Here is a 21,735-nt window from a genome sequence, read left to right as displayed (position 1 = left end):
TTAACCACGTTTTTCATCACAATTTTAATCAAATTGCAGGAACCTTCGCGCGGGGGATATCGCAACACACTCGACAAGGCTCGTCCGTCATGCCCCAACGCCTCTTCGCCTGGATATTCTTCATCGGATTTACGGTCACGCTTGCAGGATGCGGCACCGTTGCAGGGGTCACCGGGCTGGGATGGGCCACCGCTTCGCACAGCTCGATCGACTATGACGATTCGTCCTGGTGCGTTCCACGCAAGCTCAAGAAAGTTCTCAATCGGGTTGCCAGCCGCTACGGGGAAGTCACGGTTCATTCGACGAAACGCTGGTGGCTGGAGAACTGGCGCAAGGGTGGCGCGCGAAACTCCTATCACCTCAATTGCCAAGCGGTGGATTTCTCGGTCCGCGGCGACCCGTCCACCATCATCGCCTACCTGAAATCGCAGCCTGAGGTGGGCGGGTACAAGTATTACGCGTCCGGCCACTATCACATCGACACGGGTCCGCGCAGAACCTGGTGAAGCCGCCCGTGATTCAGATGCCCCTGCGCGGCTTTCGACGGCGGGCTAAAGGCCCCGCCGCTATTTCAATTCACCAAGTTCGAGCGCCATTTCCCAGGAAACCGGATCGAACCCGACAAAGTTCTTCACTTCGCCTTCCACGATGGGCCGCTTGATCGTTGATGGATTTTCAATCATGACATCGAGGGCGGACGCCGCATCGGTCACCGATTCCTTGGTGGCTTCGTCCAGCTTGCGCCATGTCGTGCCGCGCTTGTTCAGGATCGTCTCCCAACCGAATTCGCCGACAAAGGCCGCCAGCCGGTCGCCGTTGACGCCGTCCTTCTTGTAATCGTGAAAATCGTAGGCGACCCCCGCCTCTTCCAGGAATTTGCGCGCTTTCTTGACGGTGTCGCAATTCTTGATGCCGTAAACCTTCATGATATTCCTTTCCGCGCGGATCGATGGGCGGAAAGTTACGGTTCCTGCATACGGATTCAAGTCCCGGAATACAGTTTCCCCTATTCGGGTTGACCCCGCTCTGATCTCGGGTCAGAGATTTTCCTGACCAAATCTGACTGGGAACCCGAACCCGTGCAAAGGAAACCGACCGGGATGACCGAATGACCGCATCAGCAAGCGAACCGGTCAAGACGGTGCCCGCCGAACGCAAGAAAAAGACAGGCCCGTCCTGGGGCAACTGGCGACAACGGCTGCGCCTTTGGAGCGGCCTGATCCTGTTCACCTACTGTCTCAGCCACTTTTCGAACCACGCTTTCGGCATCATTTCGGTCGATGCCATGGAAAAGGCATCGGTCTGGCATTACCGCATCTGGCGCAACGAAATCGGTGAAACCGTGCTGATGCTGGCGGTGGTTACGCACGTCTTCCTGGCGCTGTGGCGCACCGGGAGACGGCGCACACTGAAAATGCCACCCTGGGAATTCGCGCAACTGGTTCTCGGGCTCTACATTCCGTGGTCACTCATACCGCATGTCGGCACGACGATGGGGCTGGCCAACGAGTTCGGGTTTTCACCGACCTACCACCAGATGCTGACGATCCTCTGGCCGCAGCACGGGTTGACGCAATCCGTCCTGCTCCTCGCGGTCTGGGCACACGCCATGATCGGCCTGCATTTCTGGCTACGGCTCTATCCGCTTTATCACCGTCTGAGATACGCGGCCCTCGGGTTTGCCATCGCCATGCCCGTGCTTGCGCTTTGGGGTTTCATCGAAGGCGCCCGGCGGCTTGAACTGGCAAAGGATGTCAAGCTCAAGGTGACAAAAGAGCAGTTCGACTGGCTGACAACCTTCGTCATTGAAGGCCGTGCCGTCGTTTTCGGTCTCATTGCCGCCAGCCTCGCGGTCATCCTGCTCCGCTATGTCTTTGGCCTGACGGCGCGCCGGCTGACGATCACCTACCCCGGCAGCCTGTCGATCAGAGCCAAACCCGGTGCAACCCTGCTCGAGATGAGCCGCATCAACGATGTGCCGATCGCTTCGGTCTGCGGCGGGCGCGCGCGCTGCTCGACCTGCAGGGTGAAGGTCCTTGACGGACGCGCCGCACTGGCCGCGCCGGGCGCTGCGGAAAAAGCCGTCCTGGCCCGGATATCCGCCGAAGACGATGTCAGGCTGGCCTGCCAGATCCGGCCACAGCAGAATATCGAGGTGCTGCCGCTCGTGCCGGTCAAGGCAAAGGCGGAAACCACGGAGAACCTCAAGGATGCCTATTACTGGGGTGTCGAGCAGGATGTCGTCGTGATGTTCGTCGACCTGAGGAATTTCACGCGCATTACCGAATCCCAGCTTGCCTATGACGTGGTTCATCTCCTGAACAGCTATCTGGAGCAGGCCTCCGCCGCCATTCGCGCGGAAGGCGGTTTTGTCGACAAGTTCATAGGCGACGGCATCATGGCCATCTTCGGGATGGACAGCGACACGGCAACCGGCGCACGGCAGGCGCTGCGCGCGTCCCACCGCATCGAGAATGTGATGAAAGCGCTCGAAGCGGAAAAGGGTCCGCAGTTCCAGGATCCGATCCGTCTCGGGATCGGCCTTCATCTGGGGCCCGCGATCCTTGGCCGGATCGGCGCCGCAGGCACGTCCGGCGGCCTCACGGCGCTTGGCGACGTGGTCAATACATCGAGCCGGCTGGAAACCGAGAACAAGACACACCAGAGTTTTCTCGTTGTCTCGAAGGACGTGGTCGACGCCGCGAACGTGGCCTTACCCGATGCACTTGCCGCCGAAATCAAAATCAGGGGAAAGGAAATCCCCTTGCAAATCTTTGCCTTGAGCAGCTTAGATGCGCTGGATATCCCGGCAGACTAGTCACCTGAATCTGAAGTTCGACTCATTTTGCAGCGGGCTTCGAACGAACTTCAGATTCAAGTAGGTGACTAGTAGGTCTATGTTTCTAGTGCGGTTTGCGAATTTGAAGTTCGCTTCGGAGACTGCTGAAGCAATGATGCGAACTTCAAATTCACCGCACCAGGTCGCACGCTACCCTCGGTGTGAGACCCTGGGTACAGGAGATTTTGTGAGTACGCGCTATACGCCTCGAGAAATGCTGGAGAAACTGATCTCCTTCAACACCGTCTCGGACCGGAGCAACCTGGACCTCATCGCATTCGTGGAAGATTACCTGTCGGGATACGGCATCGCCAGCGTTCGCGTTCCGGACGAGACCGGCACAAAGGCCTCGCTGCACGCGCGCATCGGCCCTGCAAGGGACGGCGGCGTTGTTCTGTCGGGGCACACGGACGTGGTGCCCGTTGCCGGTCAGAACTGGTCGCGGGATCCGTTTTCCGCCTGGGTTTTGGAGGGCAAGCTTTACGGGCGCGGTTCGGCGGACATGAAGGGGTTTGCCGCAACGGTCCTTGCCAAGGTGCCCGATTTCATCGCTGCGGATCTTGGACGGCCAATCCACATCGCGCTTTCCTACGACGAAGAAGTGGGCTGCTTCGGCGCGCCTCCCCTTGTCAGGGACATGCTAGCCAAAGGCCCGAGACCGGAATTTGTAATCGTCGGCGAACCGACCAACATGAAGATCGTCACCGCGCACAAGGGCATCGCCGTTTTCAAGACCACCGTCCGCGGGCATCCGGCGCATTCCAGTCAACTGCACCGCGGCGTTTCGGCAATCTCCGCCGCGGCGAAACTGATTTGCTGGCTTGACGCCCGGACCGCGGAAAACAAGGCGAATGCCGACCCGGATTGCGCGTTCGAACCTCCCTACACCACCTTGCACAGCGGCGTCATCAAGGGTGGCGAGGCGCACAACATCACAGCCGAGCATTGCGAGTTCACGACGGACTTCCGTCTTTTGCCCGGCGACAGCAAACAGTCCTGGCTTGACCGCTACAAGGCTTTTATCGACACCGAAGTGCTGCCCGGCATGCTGGCGATTTCAGGAGAATGCGCAATCAGCGTTACGGAACTGGCTTATGTTCCCGGGCTTTCGGAAGAGGTCGACGGGCCGGCTGAAACCGAAGTGCGCGGCCTGACCGGCGACAATGCCCGTCATGTTGTCGTCTACGCAACGGAAGGCGGCATCTTTCAGGAACACGGTCTTTCAACGGTTGTCTGCGGCCCGGGCTCGATTGACCAGGCCCACCAAGCGGATGAATTCATAGAACTTGTGGAATTGGAACGATGTGCCGCTTTTTTGGACCGGCTGATGAAACGCTTATCGTAAAAACAGGCACGAGCGGGTTTGAACCCGGCCACTTACAGTGTCATAGTTGCCGGCGGACGGGCGGCTGCACCACTCCATGAAATCGCGGCCGCTGTTGCGGCGTCATTCCGGGAACCGGAACCAACGAGGGGAAAATGAACAAGAAAACTCTGATTTTGGCTGCTCTTCTGGCAGCAGGAACGGGTAGTGCTGCTCAGGCGGAAACATTCAAGTTTGCCTTTCAGGGAAGCCTGAACGGTCTTGATCCCTACAGCCTGAACGAGACTTTCACTTTGTCGTCGCTCGGCAATGCCTATGAAGGCCTGACAAGGCGCGGTGCAGACCTGGCGATTGAACCGGCGCTTGCGGAGCGCTGGGAGATCATCGAGCCGAACCGCTGGCGCTTCTTTCTCCGCAAGGGCGTCAAGTTCCACAACGGCAATGACTTCACCGCCGAAGACGTTGCCTTCTCGATCGAACGCGTGCGCTCCGAAGGCTCGGATCTGACCACGCGCGTGCCGGCCGACGCAAAAGTCGAGATCGTCGACGACCACACGGTCGACATTGTCCTGACGGGTCCGAATCCGATCCTGCATTATGAGTGGGACACGTTCTAAATCATGGACAAGGACTGGACGACGGAGAATGACGCGGTCAAGGTGACCTCCGCGTCCGACACGACGCCCAATTACGCTTCCCTGAACGCCAACGGCACTGGCCCGTTCAAGATCGTCAGCCATGAAGCCGGCGTGAAGACCGTCTACGAGAAAAACGACGGCTGGTGGGATGACGTCAAGCACAATGTCGACACGGTCGAATTCACGCCGATCCCGTCGGACGCGACCCGTGTCGCCGCGCTGTTGTCAGGCGAACTGGACATGGTCTATCCGATCCCCGTTCAGGACATCAAGCGTATCAACGACAACTCCGGCACGGTTGCGCTGACGGGGCCGGAGCTGCGCACGATCTTCCTCGGCATGGATCAGATGCGCGATGAACTGCTCTATTCCGACGTCAAGGGCAAGAACCCGTTCAAGGACGAAAAGGTCCGCAAGGCGTTCTATCAGGCGATCGACATCGAGGCGATCAAGAACAAGGTCATGCGCGACCTCGCCACGCCGTCGGCCATCATGATCTCGCCCTTCCTGTTCTCGAAATCCAGCGAGTTCGAGCGTTATCCCTATGATCCGGAAAACGCCAAGAAGCTGCTTTCCGAGGCCGGATACGCGGACGGCTTCACCGTCGGCATGGACTGCCCGAACGATCGATACGTCAACGACGAATCCATCTGTCAGGCCGTTGCCGCGATGCTTGCGCGCATCGGCGTCAAGGTTGACCTGAATGCCCAGCCCAAGGCCAAGTATTTTGCAAAGGTGCTTGCATCCGGCGGCTTCGACACGTCGTTCTACCTGCTCGGCTGGACCCCCGGATCCCTGGACAGCTGGAACGTTCTTTCGAACCTGATGAACTGCCGGACCGAAGCCGGGGACGGCTCCCCGTTCAACCTCGGCGGCTTCTGTGACGACAAGATCGACGACCTGACCGGCAAGGTTCTGGTGGAGATCGATCCGGAAAAACGTGACGGTCTGATCGCCGAAGCGTTCAAGATCAGTCACGACAACGCCTACTACATTCCGCTTCACCAGCAGGGTCTTGCCTGGGGTGTTGCGGACAACATCGAGCTCGTTCAACGCGCCGACAATCAGTTCAAGTTCCGCTTCATCAACAAGAACTGATTTCCGCAACCATAGCTTGACGCTCCCGGCGATGCCGGGAGCGTATTTTCATGCCAGACCCTGAAGAGCCGAAATGATTGGTTTTGCGACACGCCGCCTGATCCAGGCGTTGATTGTCATGCTGGTGGTGGCGCTGCTTGCCTTCACCATGTTCCGTTTTGTGGGTGATCCGATCAACCAGATGGTCGGGATCGAGACATCGATCGAAGAACGTGAAGCGCTGCGCGAGCGGCTCGGACTGAATGATCCGATACCCGTTCAGTTCCTGCGCTTCGTCACCAAGGCCGCCCAGTTCGACTTCGGCACGTCCTACCAGTTCCGCCAGCCAGTTTCGGAGCTCTTCGCCAAACGTATACCGGCAACTCTGGAGCTCAGTCTGACCTCCGCACTGTTTGCGCTGGTGGTCGGCATCCCAATGGGCATCTATGCGGGTCTCAACCGGGAATCGCCCATTTCCAAGCTGTTTTTGTCCGTCTCGCTTGTCGGAATTTCGCTACCAACCTTCTTCATCGGCATTCTGCTCATCTTCCTGTTCTCCGTTACCCTGCAGTGGCTCCCGAGTTTCGGGCGCGGCGACACCGTGCAGATCGGTTCGTGGTGGACCACCGGGTTTCTGACCGCATCCGGATTGAAGGCCCTGATCCTTCCCTCGATCACGCTCGGGCTCTACCAGATGACACTGATCATGAGGCTGATCCGTGCCGAGATGCTGGAAGTGATCCGGACGGACTACATCAAGTTCGCGCGCGCACGCGGCCTGCCGGACCGGCTCGTCCATTTCAGGCATGCGCTCAAAAACACGCTGGTTCCCGTGATCACGATCACCGGCCTGCAGCTTGGCGCGATTATCGCCTTTGCCACGATCACGGAGACGGTGTTCAACTGGCCCGGCATGGGACTTCTGTTCCTGCAGGCCGTCCAGAACGTCGACATCCCGATCATGTCCGCCTATCTGCTGCTGACCGCATTCCTGTTCGTTGCGATCAACTTCATCGTGGACATTCTCTACTTCTATATCGATCCGCGCCTGCGGGTCGGACGGCCATAAGGGGACACTCCAAATGCCATATGTCTCCAATGAAGAAGTCACGGCTGCCGTTCAGGACCGGTCAAACGAGAAGCCGCCGGCGGGCCGTGTATCGCGAATTCTGGACAGCGACCTGTTCCATTCGTTCCTGCGGTCAAAGATCACCGTTGTCGCCGCAATCGCCACGCTGATCCTGTTCCTGCTATCGTTTCTGGCCCCCTGGGTCGCGCCGCACAATCCGTTCGACCTGGCGACTATTTCGATCCTTGATGCCCGCGTTCCGCCGATCTGGCAGGAATACTCGGATCCGCGTTTCCTTCTGGGCACCGATGACCAGGGCAGAGACCTGCTCTCCGGCATCTTCTACGGGATGCGGATTTCCCTGATCATCGGGTTCTGCTCGGTGATCGCGGCCGCCGTACTCGGCATTTCGCTCGGCCTCGTCGCCGGGTACATGGGCGGACGCGTCGATTCGTTCATCATGCGCGTTGCCGATGTCCAGCTGACTTTCCCGGCGATCCTGATCGCGCTGCTGATCGACGGTATCGCAGCCGGGATTTTCGGCGGTGTCGACCGTGAATTTTTCGCCTTCTATATCCTGATCGTGTCGCTGGCACTGTCATTCTGGGTTCAGTATGCGCGCACGGTGCGCGGGTCGACGATGGTGGAAAAGAACAAGGAATACGTTCAGGCGGCACGCGTGATCGGCATCCCGGCGGTCATCATCATGGTGCGCCATATCCTTCCCAACGTGATGGGACCTGTCATGGTGATCGCGACGATCAATCTCGCGCTTGCCATCGTCACCGAGGCGACGCTGTCGTTTCTGGGGGTCGGCATGCCGCCAACGCAGCCTTCGCTGGGGACGCTGATCGCGATCGGAAACGACTTCCTCTATTCCGGCGAATGGTGGATCGCGATCTTTCCCGGCCTGGCGCTTGCGCTTCTGGTCCTGAACGTCAACCTTCTGGGCGACTGGTTGCGCGACGCCCTCAACCCGAAACTGCGGTGAGGGCGCCATGAACGTTCTGGATATCAAGGACCTCACCGTCGAATTCCCGGGCAGAAAGTCCGTGTTCGTTGCCGTCGACGGCGTCGACATGAGCGTGGACGCCGGCAAGATCCTGGGCGTGGTCGGAGAATCAGGCGCGGGCAAGTCAACGGTCGGCAATGCCGTCATCGGCCTTTTGCAGGAGCCCGGCCGCATCGCAGGCGGAGAGGTTTTCCTTCACGGAAAACGCATCGACAACCTGCCCTACAAGGAAAAACGGCTGCTGCGCGGCCGCAAGATCGGCATGATCTTTCAGGATCCGCTGACATCGCTCGATCCGCTGCAGACCGTCGAATCCCAGCTTGTCGAGACAATTCGAACGCACCTGCCGCTGTCGGCCAGGGACGCGCAGAAACGCGCGATCGAACTGATCGACGCGGTCGGCATTCCCAATCCGGCGGAACGCATCAAGCAGTATCCGCACCAGTTCTCGGGCGGGATGCGCCAGCGTGTCGTGATCGCGCTCGCCCTGTGCGCGGAGCCGGAACTCGTCATCGCGGATGAACCGACCACGGCACTGGACGTCTCAATCCAGGCCCAGATCCTCGAACTGATGAAGAAACTGTGCGAGGAGCGGAATGTGGCCATGCTGGTGATCACCCACGATATGGGGGTCATTGCCGACATCACCGACCATGTCGCCGTCATGTATCACGGTGATCTTGTCGAATACGGAGAAACCACGCAGGTGCTCGGTGCGCCGCAGCATCCCTACACGCAAAGCCTGATTTCCGCTGTTCCCCGTCCCGACGTCAAGGTGGAACGCTTTCCGGTGGTCAACTACATCGAAAAGGCGGGCACACCGCAGAAACACATCGACATCTCCACGCACTGGCTGGGCAAGTCCCGGGACTATGAGAAGGTCACGGGTCCTCTCGTCCAGATCCGCGACCTGGACATGCGGTTCGAGGTCCGCGGGAGCGTTTTCCCCTCGCGCAGGAAATACTTCCAGGCCGTCAAGAAGGTGAGCTTCGACATCCAGCAGGGCGAAACCTTCGGCCTTGTCGGAGAGAGCGGATCCGGCAAATCGACGATCGCGCGCCTGATCACCGGCCTTTACGACCCGACAGGCGGGTCGATCCTGTTCGGGAAAACAGAGCTGACGTCGCTCAAGAACCGGAAGGACGTGCTGGCAATGCGGCGCCAGATGCAGATGATCTTTCAGGATCCCTATTCGTCGCTCAATGCCCGCATGCGCGTGCGTGACATCATTGCGGAACCGATCAAGTTTCACAAACTGGCCTCCGGCAATGCCGAAGTACGGCAGATCGTCGATGACCTGCTCGATCACGTGGGTCTCGGAGCCCAGGCCGGGCAGAAGTTCCCGCACGAGTTTTCAGGCGGGCAGCGCCAGCGCATATCCATCGCGCGTGCACTTGCCACCAGGCCACGCTTCCTGATCTGCGACGAACCGACATCGGCGCTGGATGTGTCCATCCAGGCCCAGATCCTCAACCTGCTGAAGGACCTGCAACAGGAACTCGGCCTGACGATGCTGTTCATCAGTCACGATCTCGCCGTCATCAGGCAGATGTGCAACCGGATCGGCGTGATGCGCAACGGCGAACTGTGCGAGGTTTCCGACTGCGACGATCTTTTTGAAGCACCGAAGCATCCCTATACACGGGAGCTTCTGGAACTCATGCCGTCAATGGAACTTTTGTCCCGGGCCAATCTGGAGACGACTTAGGGCAGCTTCCGGCCGACTGTTCCCGCGGCCTGCGCCAACCATCGGCCCCTGTCACACCGGCGCGTACCCGCTGCAGCATGCGATCCCCGGATCTGCCGGGCCGTAGCCAGTGCCACATCGATTCTGTTGGTTCGGGCATGCCTCGGACTTGACTCGCTTCCGCGCCCCGATTCCCCGGCGGCCAGATCAAGATAACCACAATCGAGTCCGGTGGCGGCAAATATTGCCGCACCGGCGTCGCGCCCGAAGTCTAGATTAAACGGAATTTGTGCTTTTGCGCGCGTTCCGTGTTGTCTTGCCATAATTCGCAAACTGAATGCGGTGCTCATCTTGGAAAAAGGAAAGCAGGGAGAGCTGAGGGGCTCTCCCTGCGACCCACTTATTCAATATACTCTCATTCCTAGAAAATAATTCTGATTGAGTCTTAAAATTGTTTCGACTCTACTTTGATATGGTTCGCATATTCCCTAAGGTTCGCTTGCATCGCAAGAGCGATGCCGCACAAATCATCAGCAATAATGACTAATGTTTGACCAATTCGGAGCGGCGTGGCCGGCCGGATCAGCTTCGCGGCATTGCCAGCCTCGTCCCGCCTCCACATGCTTGAAGCCGTTTTCCGGAAGATGTCCGGCAACTTCAGTCAAACCCGTTCCTTGAAACCACAAACGATTCTCGTTTCGAAAGCCGCGAAAAATGTCGAAAACGCCCGTCCAAACAACGACTCGGTGCGCATTCATTTGTGTCTCCCTTGTCTTTCTGCTGTTCGCATTGCAGGAAGCTGGATGGAGCAATTTTCGATTTTTGACGCCACGCGGGCCTTTCGGGAACCATTCCGCTCTGATCTTCAGCATGTTTTCGGCGATCTTCGCCTTTCTGCCGCTCAGCCTGCGCCTCACCGAGGAAGCCGGCAGACCCATGACTCTCATCACGTGCAGCCTGAGCCTGTCTCTCCTCGTCCTGACCGCCTTGCTGCAAACGCTGGGTGATTTCCGGACAAACGAGGCGATCGTTCCGGCGCTCGCAGGTGCGATCCTGATGATCCAGCGATCGGCGGGCATCGCCATTCTGCCGGCGCGGGGTGACCGAAGCGGGTTGCTGGAGGCGAGCGGCTCCATTGCACTCGCAACCGTAGCCGGGTCGGTGTGGCTGGCCATTGATCCGCCGGCAAGCCCGGCCGCTTTCGCGGCAGCCCTCGTGCTTTCGTGGCCCGGTCTCGTCGATGGAATCAATGCCTTTGCCGACAAGGTCTTTCATCGCGCGGCCGCAGGTGCCGGTGCGCGTGACCTGGCACCCGGAGCATTCCCGGTGATTGCGCGCGCACGGCACATCCTCATAGACAAAACGGCCATCATGTCCGGGCCTGATCTGATGGTCAGCAACGTGATGGCTTTTGACAACGAACCAAGGACGCTGCTTGCGGTGGCGGCATCCGCGGAAGCGCATGCAACACATCCGATTGCACACGCCCTGCGCCAGCTTGCCGTTCAGTGGCGAGTCGCCCTGCGGCCACCCGACAGATATGACCCGGCACCCGGGCTGGGCGCAGTCGCCCTGTTGGGCGGGCAGACAGTTGTCCTTGGTAGCACAGACCTGCTGAAGCGTCTCAAGATCGACAGTTTTACCGCCGACGCCATCGCCCGTTCGCTGGAATCGGACGGCAAGACCGTGCTGCGTGTTGCCGTCGGCGGACGGGTCGTCGGCGTGCTCGGGCTTGAAGGAACCTTGCGCCCCGATGCGGGCGTTGCCGGCCGCGCGCTGCGAAACGAAGGCCTGGAACCATGGTTTCACACGAGCGACAGTCAGAAGACGCGGGAAGCGCTGGCGAAGATGCTCGGCATGAACGCTCCGGACGCCCCCAAACCCGGTGAAACGGCACAAGAGGCATCCTTGCGCCTTTTCGCGCCCGGGACATGTCTGCGCCTGTCCCTTTCGGACGACCGGCGGGCGCTGGAATTGTTCGAAGCCACCCCATCCGCTCCGGACCGCATGGACGGCGACCGTCCGATTGCCGTCAGCGACACGCAGGATATCGGTGCTTTTCCTGCCCTCAAGGCCCTGGCAAGCCGGCGTGATCTGCTCGCATTACGCGCCAGGCAAACCCTGGTCACGCTTTGGACGGGATGCGGACTGCTGGGTGCCGCCGGCGCGCTTCCGCTCTTGTCTGCCCCGGTGTTGTTCGGTGCCGCAATCGCCATTCTTCTGATTTTTGCCCGGATTTCCGTCACCGGCACTTTGCCGGTGCGTCCCTGAACCCAAGAATCTCAAAAGGTGGAACCACTTTGCAGCCTGACCGCCTTTACAGTTTCTGATGCCTGGTGTTTATCCTGCCCCAAGACCTGAAAAGATTGAGGGATGAGGCGCCATGAGCGAGAACAAAACGCCGAAGCTGCGGTCCGCGGCCTGGTTCGACAATCCGGGAAACCCCGGCATGACGGCGCTTTACATCGAGCGCTATCTGAATTTCGGCATCACGCGGGAAGAACTGCAATCCGGCAAACCCATTATCGGCATTGCGCAGACCGGGTCGGACCTGTCTCCCTGTAACCGGCATCATCTTGCACTGGCCAAGCGCGTTCGCGAAGGCATTCGCGACGCCGGCGGCGTCGCCTTCGAATTTCCGGTCCATCCGATCCAGGAAACCGGCAAGCGGCCGACGGCGTCTCTGGACCGGAACCTTGCCTATCTCGGGCTGGTCGAACTTCTCTACGGCTACCCGATTGACGGTGTCGTCCTGACGATCGGTTGCGACAAGACCACACCTGCCTGCCTGATGGCGGCTGCCACGGTCAATATTCCGGCCGTCGCGCTCTCCGTCGGTCCGATGCTCAACGGCTGGTACAAGGGCGAGCGCACCGGATCGGGTACCATCGTCTGGAAGGCGCGCCAGATGCTTGCTGCCGGTGAAATCGACTATGCCGGCTTCATGGACCTTGTTGCCTCCGCGGCGCCGTCCGTCGGGTACTGCAACACGATGGGAACGGCGACAACGATGAATTCCCTCGCCGAGGCACTCGGGATGCAGCTGCCCGGAGCTGCCGCAATACCGGCGCCTTACCGGGAGCGCGGCGCAATCTCCTTTGAAACCGGCAAACGCATTGTCGAAATGGTTCACGCGGACCGGAAACCGTCCGACATCATGACCCGAAAGGCGTTCGAGAATGCCGTCGTGATCAATTCAGCGATCGGCGGGTCTACCAACGCCCCCATCCACCTGAATGGGGTCGCGCGCCATGTCGGCGTCGAACTCGACAATGACGACTGGCAGAGCCTCGGCCATGACGTGCCGCTGCTGGTCAATCTGCAGCCGGCCGGTGCGTATCTCGGGGAAGACTATTTCCACGCGGGCGGGGTCCCGGCCGTCGTCGCCGAACTGCTGCGCCACGGCAAGCTGCCGCATCCGGACGCGCTGACGGCAAACGGCAAGACCATTGCCGAAAACTGCGAGGGGATCGTCACCGATCTGCCGGAGGTGATCAAACCGTTCGACGCGCCGATGATGGAGCGGGCCGGCTTCATCAATCTGAAGGGCAATCTCTTCGACAGCGCAATCATGAAGACCAGTGTGATCTCGGATGAATTCAGAGACCGCTATCTCTCCAACCCGGACGACCCGGAAGCGTTCGAAGGCCGCGCGATCGTGTTCGAAGGTCCCGAAGACTATCACGACCGGCTCGACGACCCGGATCTGCAGATCGACGAGAACTGCATGCTGTTCATCCGCGGCACAGGGCCGATCGGGTATCCCGGCGGGGCCGAGGTCGTCAACATGCAGCCACCCGCTGCCCTGATCAAGCGCGGGGTGACAGCCCTGCCGTGCATCGGTGACGGCCGCCAATCCGGTACCTCCGGGTCTCCGTCCATCCTGAACGCGTCACCGGAGGCCGCCGCGATGGGCGGCCTGGCCTTGCTCAAGACCGATGACCGTGTCCGGATCGACCTCAGGAAGGGCACGGCGAACATCCTGATTTCGGACGAGGAACTGGCGCAGCGCCGGGCGGATCTCGAAGCAGCCGGCGGGTTCAGGATCGCCGAAAGCCAGACCCCCTGGCAGGAAATCCAGCGCGGCATTGTCGGACAGTTCGACAAGGGCATGGTGCTCGAACCGGCCGTCAAATATCAGGACGTTGCCCACAAGAGAGGACTGCCGAGGGACAATCACTGAGCGGGTTGCTCACGGCCTGCAGCAGCAACACATTTCCCTCTTGACGATTACGTAAAGGTCATGCTTCAAGAGGATCGAAGACTGGCACTGGCCAGACCAAGATGGGAGAATATTCATGTCCTTGGAACAGCTCACGGAAGGCGTTCGTGGCAAGGTCGCCGGCGGCGGCATCGAGGAAAGCGTCAAGTTCGACCTGGGTGGTGACGGCGTCATCTTCCTGCAGGGATCGGATGTCAGCAATGACGACGCCGAAGCCGACTGCACGATCAAGATCTCGGCAGATGATCTCGCAGACCTGCTGTCGGGCGACCTCAACCCGACTAGCGCTTTCATGGGCGGCAAGATGCAGGTCGAGGGCGACATGAGCGTTGCCATGAAGCTGGGCAGCATCGTCTGAATACAGCCTGCAGTTTCTGAAGCGTCAAAGCCGGTCCATTGGACCGGCTTTTTCGTTTCTATCCGCAGCGGTCTGCGCTTGCCGACGCTACCAGAGGTCCAGTTCGCCCTTTTCCTTGAGGTTTTCAAACCATTCGTCCGGACTCATCGCGATCCTGGCGTGCTTGACCATGGCCTCGTTCATGTCCGCCATGCCATCGGTATCCGGCCACTTGTCCGGCTGCCAGATGCCCGAGCGGAAAACCCATTTCGGGCAGTGCATGAAGGCGCTGCGCACATGAACGACAAGCGCAAGTTTCGGTGCCCGTTCATTGATGGCCATGGAGGCGAGTAGGTCCGGGTCGCGGACGATCCTGGCTTCTCCGCGGATGCGCAGGGTTTCACCCCGGCCCGGCACCATGAACAACAGACCGATCCGCGGATCCGCCAGCACATTCTGAAACGTGTCGACGCGACGGTTTCCGGGCCTGTCGGGGATCGCAAGCAGCGACTCGCTCAGGATCCTGACAAATCCGGGAGGATCACCTCTCGGCGACACGTCGACATGCCCGCCCGGGTTTGCAGTTGCCAGGAAACAGAAGGGGGCGTGCTCAATGAACGTCCGGCAAATGGAATCGAGCGCCGGTATTTCCTTGGCGACGATCTGCGGCAGCGGCTTGCCGGTGATGTCCTCGAGCTCATCCGCGTGCGTCACGATGTCGGAGAATCCGGAAAACGGATCGGTGTCGGTCGTCATCAAAGGCTCCCGCTGTTCTTTAAAAAACTAAAGAACGTCGTCTGCCGCCTGTCAACAAGCCGCCCACCGGGCAAGAAGAAGCGGCCGGAAAATTCCGGCCGCCTGCAGATCGTTTGCGCCCGTGTTACTGGATGATGATTTCCGGCCCCATGAAGTAGTAGGGCAGGAAGGTCGAGAGCGCCGGGACATAGGTCACCAGGATCAGGAACAGCAACAACACCAGAACGAACGGTGCCGCAGCCTTCACCACCTGCACGAGGCTCATGCCCGTGATCCCCGACGTCACGAAGAGGTTCAGACCGATCGGCGGCGTGATCATGCCGATTTCCATGTTCACGACCATCAGGATGCCAAGGTGAATCGGATCGACGCCGAGTTCCAGGCCGATCGGAAACACCACGGGTGCCACGATCAGCAGCAGGCCCGAGGGCTCCATGAACTGACCGCCAATCAACAGGATGATGTTGACCGCGATCAGGAAAGTGAACCAGTTGAATCCGGCTTCGACCATCCAGTCCGTGATGAACTGCGGGATCTGTTCGGCCGTCAGCGTGTGCGCGAACAGCAGGGCGTTGACGATGATGAACATCAGCATGATCGTCGTTTTCGACGAATCCGTCAGCACCTTCTTGGTGTCCTTGTGGAACAGTGCCGGCAGAAACTTCCAGCCGATCATGCCGAGGTTCCGGCCCCAGACCTTGCCGCCGACCGCGTAGGTCGCCGGCAATTCCGCCGGCGCAAGGCCGTGCCGCAGTATCGGATACCCCACCAGAGCCGCGACCAGGACGACAGCGCTGTCGATGCCGAAGAGGGCCGCGCGCTCGGTGAAGATGTAGGCCAGTCCCGACCAGACAAAGACCGCGACAACCGCATAGGTGATGGTCTTGAACCCGGTCAGGCCCAAGGCGCCGTCTTTTTCCTCGACCCAGCCGACACCGGCCAGCGGCCCCATGTCCCGATAGACGAAGAGCGCGATCAGGCAGGCATAGACAGCGGCAACGGCGGCCGCTTCTGTCGGTGTGAAGATCCCGCCATAGATACCGCCCAGAATGATGACCATCAGGAACAGACCGACGGCGGCCTGCGATACCGAACTCCAGAGTTCCTTCCAGCCTGCCCAGGGCTGCGCCGGCAGCTTTTTGACCCGCGCCATGATGTAGATCGCGGTCATGAGCATCAGGCCCGCGATGATGCCGGGAACGACACCGGCAAAGAACATGCGGCCGACCGAAACGTTGGTGGCGGCGGCATAGACGACCATGACGATGGACGGCGGAATGAGGATGCCGAGCGTACCCGCATTGGCGATGACGCCGGCGGCGAATTCCTTGGTGTAACCCGCCTGGCGCATCCCGGCGATGGCAATCGTACCGATGGCGACAACCGTGGCCGGAGACGAGCCGGACAGCGCGGCGAACAACATGCAGGCAAAGACGGCCGCGATGGCAAGGCCGCCGCGAATCCAGCCGACCGCGTCGATCGAGAAGCGGATGATGCGCCGGGCAACGCCGCCGGTCGACATGAAGCTGGAGGCCAGAATGAAGAACGGGATCGCCAGAAGGGTGAAGTTCTGCGACGCGTTGAACAGCTGCACGGCCACGGAACTCATCGAGTCATGGCTGAACAGGGCGATGTAGAGAACAGCCGAGAGGCCAAGCGAGACGGCAATCGGAACCCCGAGGAACAGAAAGCCGAAAACGAAAATGAACAGAAATGCGGTTTCCATCGGCCTAGTCCTTCAGCACGTCTTTGTTTTCGGCCACCAGTTCTTCCGCCTCGTGGGCGGCGATGATGGCGTCCTTTTTTCCAAGAAGGATCAGGACGAATGCCTGAACGGACCGATAAGCCAGCAATGCCAGCCCGATCGGCAGAATGATGTAGGGTATCCAGCGGGGGACGCGCTCGCGAACCTCGAAAAACTCGATGATGAAGGTCGGCCACTTCAGGTCTTCCATGCCGATCGGCAGCTTGTAGAACCTGGCGACGTAGGCGTAGGCACCGCCGCTGGAGCCCTTGTTTTCAAGGGAAAGAAGCGCCCCGAGCCAGGCCGCCTCGAACAGCAGCGCCGCATAGAGGATGGTCAGCGCGGCGCCCAGGAGAGCGGCCACGCGGAACAGACGCTTGGGCAAGAGGTTGATGATGGCGTCGACACCAAGATGGGCTCCGATCTTGATGCCGTAGCTCATGCCGAACAGGATCAGCCACGCGAACAGCACACGCGTGAATTCGAGCGCACCACCCCAGCCTGAGTTGAAGCCATAGCGCGCGACCACCTGGGAAAATGTCACAAGGGTCATCAGCGCGAGGATGATTGCGATAAACGTTTCGTCCAGCGCTTCGATGAGTTTCGGCCGCACGTAGTCAAGCACGACATAGAGACAGAAAAACGCGACAATCATCACGACCGGCCAGTATGTGGCCAACCAGGAGCCCATATTACCCTCCCCCGTTGAGAGTATTCAGATTTTTCAGAAATTTGGTGATGGACGAGGAAGGCCCGGAGGCCTCCCTCGAAGGATCACTCAAGTCAAGGCAGCTTAGCTTGCCTGATTGGACGACACCGCAGCATCGATGACGTCCTGGCCGATATCGTCGCGGAACTTGTCCCAGACCGGCTTCATGGTCTCAACCCACTGATCACGCTCTTCAGGGGACAGCTGACGGACTTCGCCGCCATTTTCCATGATCTTCTTCTTGTTCTCTTCGTTGATCTGCGCCGCCCGAGCATTGTACTCGTCGGCAACCTCATTGAAGATGGTCAGGAACTGGTCCTTGACGTCGGCATCCAGGCTGTCCAGCCATTCCTGCGACGTCACGGCCAGGTAGGTCAGCAGCTGGTGGTTGGTCTCGGTGGTGCCGTCCTGCACCTCAAAGAACTTCTGGGTGTAGATGTTGGACCATGTGTTTTCCTGTCCGTCGACAACGCCGGTCTGAAGCGCGCCATAGACTTCCTTGAACGCAAGTTTCTGCGCGTTGGCGCCGAGCGCCTCGATCATCGCTACGGCAACGTCAGAGGTCTGGACGCGGAATTTCAGGCCCTTTGCGTCGGTCGGCAGCATCAGCGGCTTGTCGGCGGAAAACTGCTTCAGGCCGTTGAAGACGTAACCGAGACCGACAAAGCCGTAGTCGGACATTGCACCGAGCAGTTCCTGACCTTTTTCACCCTTGGTGAACGTGGTCACGGCATCCATGTTGGAAAACAGGAACGGCAGATCGAAGACGCGGTATTTCAGCGTGTAGGATTCGAACTTCGACAGCGACGGAGCGGCCAGCTGGACATCGCCCAGCAGCAGGGCTTCCATCACCTTGTTGTCGTCGAAGAGCTGCGACGACGGAAATACCTGCATGCAGGCCTTGCCGTCCATTTCCTTGTTGATGCGATCGGCAAGAGCGGTTGCCATTTCGCCTTTCGGGTGGCCCTGGGCCGCGACCACGTGGCTGAACTTGATGACAACTTCGCCGTCGGAGCAGTCATCGGCAGCAAAGGCCGAAGACGTCATGGCAAAGGAAGCTGCCGTCGCAGCGGCAATTACAAACTTTTTCATCGGATGTCCTCCCAGACATTTCAATATGACGGCCGGTGGGGCCGGACAGCGCGGAGGCTGGTCGCTCACTTATTGGCAAATCGTGTGCCAGTTCCCCGTGACCCGCCCAAAAGCGCTGATTTCCGCAGGTTAGCAGACCGGGTCACGGGGGACAGTCCGGGGGATTTCTTATTGTGTGTGCAGGTTTCGACACATGCGAACCCCGGATGTGTCGAAACCGACACATCATGGGGCTGCCAGCGTGATGCGTTATTGCCAGAGCGCTCCGTTGCTGGGATCGTGCCGTGTCGGCGCCGCGAGGCGTTCAAGCTTTTCCGGATTTCGGACGATATAGATCTGATCGACCTTGCCCTCATCCGTGAAGCCCAGCGTCATGGCGGTGACGATCCTGCCGTCCTCCAGCTGTGCCAGGCCGCGCATCCCGTTGATCTGAAGTTCGACGATCTGATCGCGGACCCACAAACGGCTGATCGCCCTGGTGATGAAGTTGACGACTTCCTGCCCCTCGATGACCCGGCTGATTGCAGCCGCCTTACCGCCGCTGTCCGTACGCAGCTGAACGGACTCTGCCAGAACATCGGCGAGTTCATCCGGCGAGCCTGTCTCGACTGCCGACAGGAATGCCTTCAGGAAGACATCCTGCTGCTCCGGCGTCGGCGCGGAACGCGATGCCTGCGAGCGGACGAACCGGCCTGCGCGCGAGACCAGCTGGCGGCACGACGCCTCGCGGAGACCGAGGATCTCGGAGACCTCGCCATAGGACTTGCCGAACACTTCGCGCAGGAGATAAGCCGCCCGCTCCTTCGGGGTCAGACGTTCAAGCAGGAGCAGAAAGGCGGTCGTGAGCGACTGGGCCCGCTCCAGATCGGCCTCCGGGTCCGTTCCGGCGTCGATCTGGAGCGGTTCCGGGATCCACGGGCCGACATAGTCGACCCGCTTCCTGTGGGCGGCTTTCAGATAATCCAGGCACCTGTTGGTACAGACCGTCGTCAGGTAGGCTTCCGGATTGGCGATCCCCTCACGGTCCGCATCCTGCCACTTGACGAAAGTGTCCTGAACGGCGTCCTCGGCATCCGCCATCGATCCGAGCATGCGATAGGCCAGCCCGATGAGCCGGCCCCTCATGTCTGCGAAGACCATGTCGTCTGTCGTTCTGCTCATGCCGCCCTCCCGTCCTGTCAGTGGTTGGATACCTGGATGCGGTTCCAGAGATTGATCATGGCCACTGCAGAGGTAAGCGCGCTGATCTCGCCATCGCTGAAATACGCACGCAGATCGGCGCGCAACGTGCCGTAGTCCGTATCGAGGCCGAGACCGGTCAGCGCTTCCGTCCAGGCGAACGCCGCCTTTTCCGCCGCGGTGAAGTCGTCGACATGCCGCCAGACCGTGATGCGCTCAAGCCGCTGGTGGCTCTCACCGTCCTTGAGCGCCTCGCCGGTATGCATCTTTACACAATAGGCGCACTGGTTGATCTGGGAGGCGCGCAATTCGACGAGATGGCGCAGTCCGGGCGCCAGTTCGGTCTTGCCGATTTCGATGCTTGCCGCCTCAAACCGTTGCAGCACGGCCGGGACATGGTCGAGATAGTTGATGGAATTTTCAGATGTCATGGGTGTCTTCCATTTGAAGTTAAAGAGGGTGACACCCCTTCGACGAACGGACAGCCGGCTTTGTGACATCCGGCGCTGCTTTTTGCCTGGGGCCAAATTGCTGTTCGTCGGATTGAACCCCAAAACACCCTGAAGAGCCCGCGCTGTATCGGCATGGATGCCATGATCAAGTCATGGCATGACGGGGAGGATCGGATTTTCCGCGGAAAAGTATCTGTATTTCGGTCATTGCAGGGCTTGACCCTGCAATCCATGCCGTGACATCGCAATGACAGTGAAAGCTTAAACAAGCTCGCTTTCATCCTTGCCTAGCGCGTATTTTCGCATTTTTTCGTAGAGCGCCTTCCGGGACAGCCCGAGATTTTCGTAGGTCGGCTTGATGGCTCCGCCGTTGCGTTTCAGTTCCGCGGCGATCAGCGCCTTTTCGTACCCGGCAACCTGTTCGAAGAGACTTGCGCCCGCTGCCGATGCCGGCTCTGCCTGTTGTTCCAGACCAAGGACGAACCGGTCGGCGACGTTGCGCAACTCGCGCACATTGCCGGGCCAGTCGCGCGCCATGAGACCGGCGAGGTAGGCTTCGGTGATGTCGGGTATCTCGCGGCGGTAGCGCGCCCTTGCCTCGACAGCCAGATGCCGGAACAGGAGCGGAATGTCCTCGAGCCGGTCCCGCAGAGGCGGGATGGCGACGTGAACCACGTTGAGCCGGTAGAAGAGGTCGAGCCGGAAGCGGCCGTCTTTCCCGGCCTCCTCCAGATCCTCCTTCGTCGCCGCGATGAAGCGGACATCGAGGTCGATCGCCTTGTTGGAACCGAGACGCTCGATCGTCCTGGTTTCGATCACTCTCAGCAGCTTGACCTGCAGTTCGAGCGGCATGGATTCGATTTCGTCCAGAAACACCGTGCCGCCATGGGCATGTTCCAGCTTGCCGATACGCTGCCCGCTTGCGCCGGTGAAGGCACCCTTCTCGTGACCGAAAAGCTCCGATTCGATGATCTCGGCCGGCAGGGCGCCGCAATTGAGCGCCACGAACGGTTTCACCTTGCGCGGCCCTTCTTCGTGGAGCGCCCGGGCGACGACTTCCTTGCCTGATCCCGTCTCTCCGAGGATCAGCACATCCGCATCCGTCGCGGCCAGAGCCGTCACGTTCTTCCGGAGCAGGTCCATCACCGACGTCCGGCCCACAAGACGGCTTTCAAGTCCGGTCCTGTCGGCCAGTTCCTCGCGCAGCTTGCGGTTCTCCAGAACGAGCCGGCGCTTGTCCAGCGCTCGCTCCACAACGGATGCAAGATGCGACACGGAGAAGGGTTTCTCCAGAAAATCGTAGGCGCCTGCCCGCATCGCCTCGACGGCCAGCGGGACATCGCCGTGTCCGGTGATCAGGACCACCGGGAGCGCCGGGTCGATTTCGAACGCCGTTTTCATGACCTGAAAGCCGTCCGTACCCGGCATGCGGATATCGGTGACGAGAACGCCGTAGAAGCCTCGATTGATGCGCTCAAGCGCCTGTTCCGGCGCTCCGGTCGCAAAAACGTCCTGGCCGCTCAGTTCCAGGCCCTGGCTTAGGGACCCCCTGAGAGCCTCTTCGTCGTCGATCAACAGAACCGTTGCCTGATCCATGT

18 protein-coding genes and 1 pseudogene are annotated in these 21,735 nt (G+C 59.9%); 10 read left to right on the top strand and 9 right to left on the bottom strand.

Translation table 11 applies throughout. The features are described from left to right. The first annotated feature begins 89 nt into the window (after positions 1-89). The gene (locus ACO07N_RS08245) at positions 90-506 is read left to right on the top strand and encodes a YcbK family protein (RefSeq protein WP_421980556.1); all 417 of its coding nucleotides are present in this window, start codon (positions 90-92) and stop codon (positions 504-506) included. Between the two features lie 60 nt (positions 507-566). Here ACO07N_RS08245 and ACO07N_RS08240 read toward each other — a convergent pair whose 3' ends face one another. Continuing rightward, a complete protein-coding gene (locus tag ACO07N_RS08240) occupies positions 567-926 on the bottom strand; it encodes an ArsC family reductase (RefSeq protein WP_421980555.1) in 360 nt (119 codons plus the stop codon). Between the two features lie 182 nt (positions 927-1,108). Between ACO07N_RS08240 and ACO07N_RS08235 the strand changes: the two genes are divergently transcribed. From ACO07N_RS08235 to ACO07N_RS08210, 6 genes and pseudogenes are all read left to right on the top strand, one after another. Continuing rightward, complete coding sequence (locus tag ACO07N_RS08235; protein ID WP_421980554.1) at positions 1,109-2,818, top strand: adenylate/guanylate cyclase domain-containing protein; 1,710 nt, start codon at positions 1,109-1,111, stop codon at positions 2,816-2,818. A 208-nt stretch (positions 2,819-3,026) separates the two neighbouring features. Continuing rightward, positions 3,027-4,184 carry an acetylornithine deacetylase gene (gene argE, locus ACO07N_RS08230; RefSeq protein ID WP_421980553.1) on the top strand — a complete coding sequence of 386 codons (1,158 nt, stop codon included), beginning with the start codon at positions 3,027-3,029 and terminating at the stop codon, positions 4,182-4,184. Between the two features lie 134 nt (positions 4,185-4,318). Then, positions 4,319-5,899: pseudogene (locus ACO07N_RS08225) on the top strand (ABC transporter substrate-binding protein). Positions 5,900-5,972: 73 nt separating this feature from the next. Then, positions 5,973-6,947: an ABC transporter permease gene (locus tag ACO07N_RS08220; protein ID WP_306145931.1), complete on the top strand. Its 975-nt coding sequence runs from the start codon at positions 5,973-5,975 to the stop codon at positions 6,945-6,947. A 13-nt stretch (positions 6,948-6,960) separates the two neighbouring features. Further along, entirely contained in the window at positions 6,961-7,938 is a 978-nt protein-coding gene (locus ACO07N_RS08215) for an ABC transporter permease (protein WP_421980552.1), read from the top strand. A gap of 7 nt (positions 7,939-7,945) precedes the next feature. After that, the gene (locus tag ACO07N_RS08210) at positions 7,946-9,667 is read left to right on the top strand and encodes an ABC transporter ATP-binding protein (protein WP_421980551.1); all 1,722 of its coding nucleotides are present in this window, start codon (positions 7,946-7,948) and stop codon (positions 9,665-9,667) included. A gap of 509 nt (positions 9,668-10,176) precedes the next feature. Here ACO07N_RS08210 and ACO07N_RS08205 read toward each other — a convergent pair. Continuing rightward, positions 10,177-10,584, bottom strand: coding sequence for a hypothetical protein (locus tag ACO07N_RS08205; RefSeq protein WP_421980550.1), 408 nt, complete (start codon positions 10,582-10,584; stop codon positions 10,177-10,179). Here ACO07N_RS08205 and ACO07N_RS08200 point away from each other — a divergent pair. From ACO07N_RS08200 to ACO07N_RS08190, 3 genes are all read left to right on the top strand, one after another. Continuing rightward, on the top strand, positions 10,583-11,917 hold the full coding sequence (locus ACO07N_RS08200; RefSeq protein ID WP_421980549.1) for an HAD family hydrolase: 1,335 nt from the start codon (positions 10,583-10,585) through the stop codon (positions 11,915-11,917). The two genes, ACO07N_RS08205 and ACO07N_RS08200, sit on opposite strands and share 2 nt — an antisense overlap. Before the next feature lie 112 nt (positions 11,918-12,029). After that, on the top strand, positions 12,030-13,829 hold the full coding sequence (locus ACO07N_RS08195; protein ID WP_421980548.1) for an IlvD/Edd family dehydratase: 1,800 nt from the start codon (positions 12,030-12,032) through the stop codon (positions 13,827-13,829). A gap of 115 nt (positions 13,830-13,944) precedes the next feature. Continuing rightward, positions 13,945-14,226 carry an SCP2 sterol-binding domain-containing protein gene (locus tag ACO07N_RS08190; RefSeq protein WP_319384945.1) on the top strand — a complete coding sequence of 94 codons (282 nt, stop codon included), beginning with the start codon at positions 13,945-13,947 and terminating at the stop codon, positions 14,224-14,226. 87 nt (positions 14,227-14,313) lie between these two features. Here the strand turns inward: ACO07N_RS08190 and ACO07N_RS08185 are convergent, their stop codons facing one another. The 7 genes from ACO07N_RS08185 to ACO07N_RS08155 form a co-directional block, all read right to left on the bottom strand. Next, positions 14,314-14,961: an MSMEG_1061 family FMN-dependent PPOX-type flavoprotein gene (locus tag ACO07N_RS08185; RefSeq protein WP_421980547.1), complete on the bottom strand. Its 648-nt coding sequence runs from the start codon at positions 14,959-14,961 to the stop codon at positions 14,314-14,316. A gap of 124 nt (positions 14,962-15,085) precedes the next feature. Then, positions 15,086-16,687: a TRAP transporter large permease gene (locus tag ACO07N_RS08180; RefSeq protein ID WP_421980546.1), complete on the bottom strand. Its 1,602-nt coding sequence runs from the start codon at positions 16,685-16,687 to the stop codon at positions 15,086-15,088. A 4-nt stretch (positions 16,688-16,691) separates the two neighbouring features. Further along, positions 16,692-17,396 carry a TRAP transporter small permease gene (locus ACO07N_RS08175; RefSeq protein WP_421980545.1) on the bottom strand — a complete coding sequence of 235 codons (705 nt, stop codon included), beginning with the start codon at positions 17,394-17,396 and terminating at the stop codon, positions 16,692-16,694. A 102-nt stretch (positions 17,397-17,498) separates the two neighbouring features. Beyond that, positions 17,499-18,506, bottom strand: coding sequence for a DctP family TRAP transporter solute-binding subunit (locus tag ACO07N_RS08170; RefSeq protein WP_421980544.1), 1,008 nt, complete (start codon positions 18,504-18,506; stop codon positions 17,499-17,501). A gap of 249 nt (positions 18,507-18,755) precedes the next feature. Then, entirely contained in the window at positions 18,756-19,667 is a 912-nt protein-coding gene (gene sigJ / locus ACO07N_RS08165; RefSeq protein WP_421980543.1) for an RNA polymerase sigma factor SigJ, read from the bottom strand. Positions 19,668-19,684: 17 nt separating this feature from the next. Beyond that, a complete protein-coding gene (locus ACO07N_RS08160; protein ID WP_421980542.1) occupies positions 19,685-20,116 on the bottom strand; it encodes a carboxymuconolactone decarboxylase family protein in 432 nt (143 codons plus the stop codon). A 282-nt stretch (positions 20,117-20,398) separates the two neighbouring features. Continuing rightward, positions 20,399-21,733 carry a sigma-54-dependent transcriptional regulator gene (locus ACO07N_RS08155; protein ID WP_421980541.1) on the bottom strand — a complete coding sequence of 445 codons (1,335 nt, stop codon included), beginning with the start codon at positions 21,731-21,733 and terminating at the stop codon, positions 20,399-20,401. Positions 21,734-21,735 lie beyond the last annotated feature (2 nt).

The organism is Roseibium sp., from assembly GCF_965229775.1.
In the GTDB taxonomy this organism is placed as follows: domain Bacteria; phylum Pseudomonadota; class Alphaproteobacteria; order Rhizobiales; family Stappiaceae; genus Roseibium.
The sequence above is the reverse complement of the archived record's forward strand: the minus strand, read 5'-3'. Positions and strand labels throughout refer to the sequence as shown.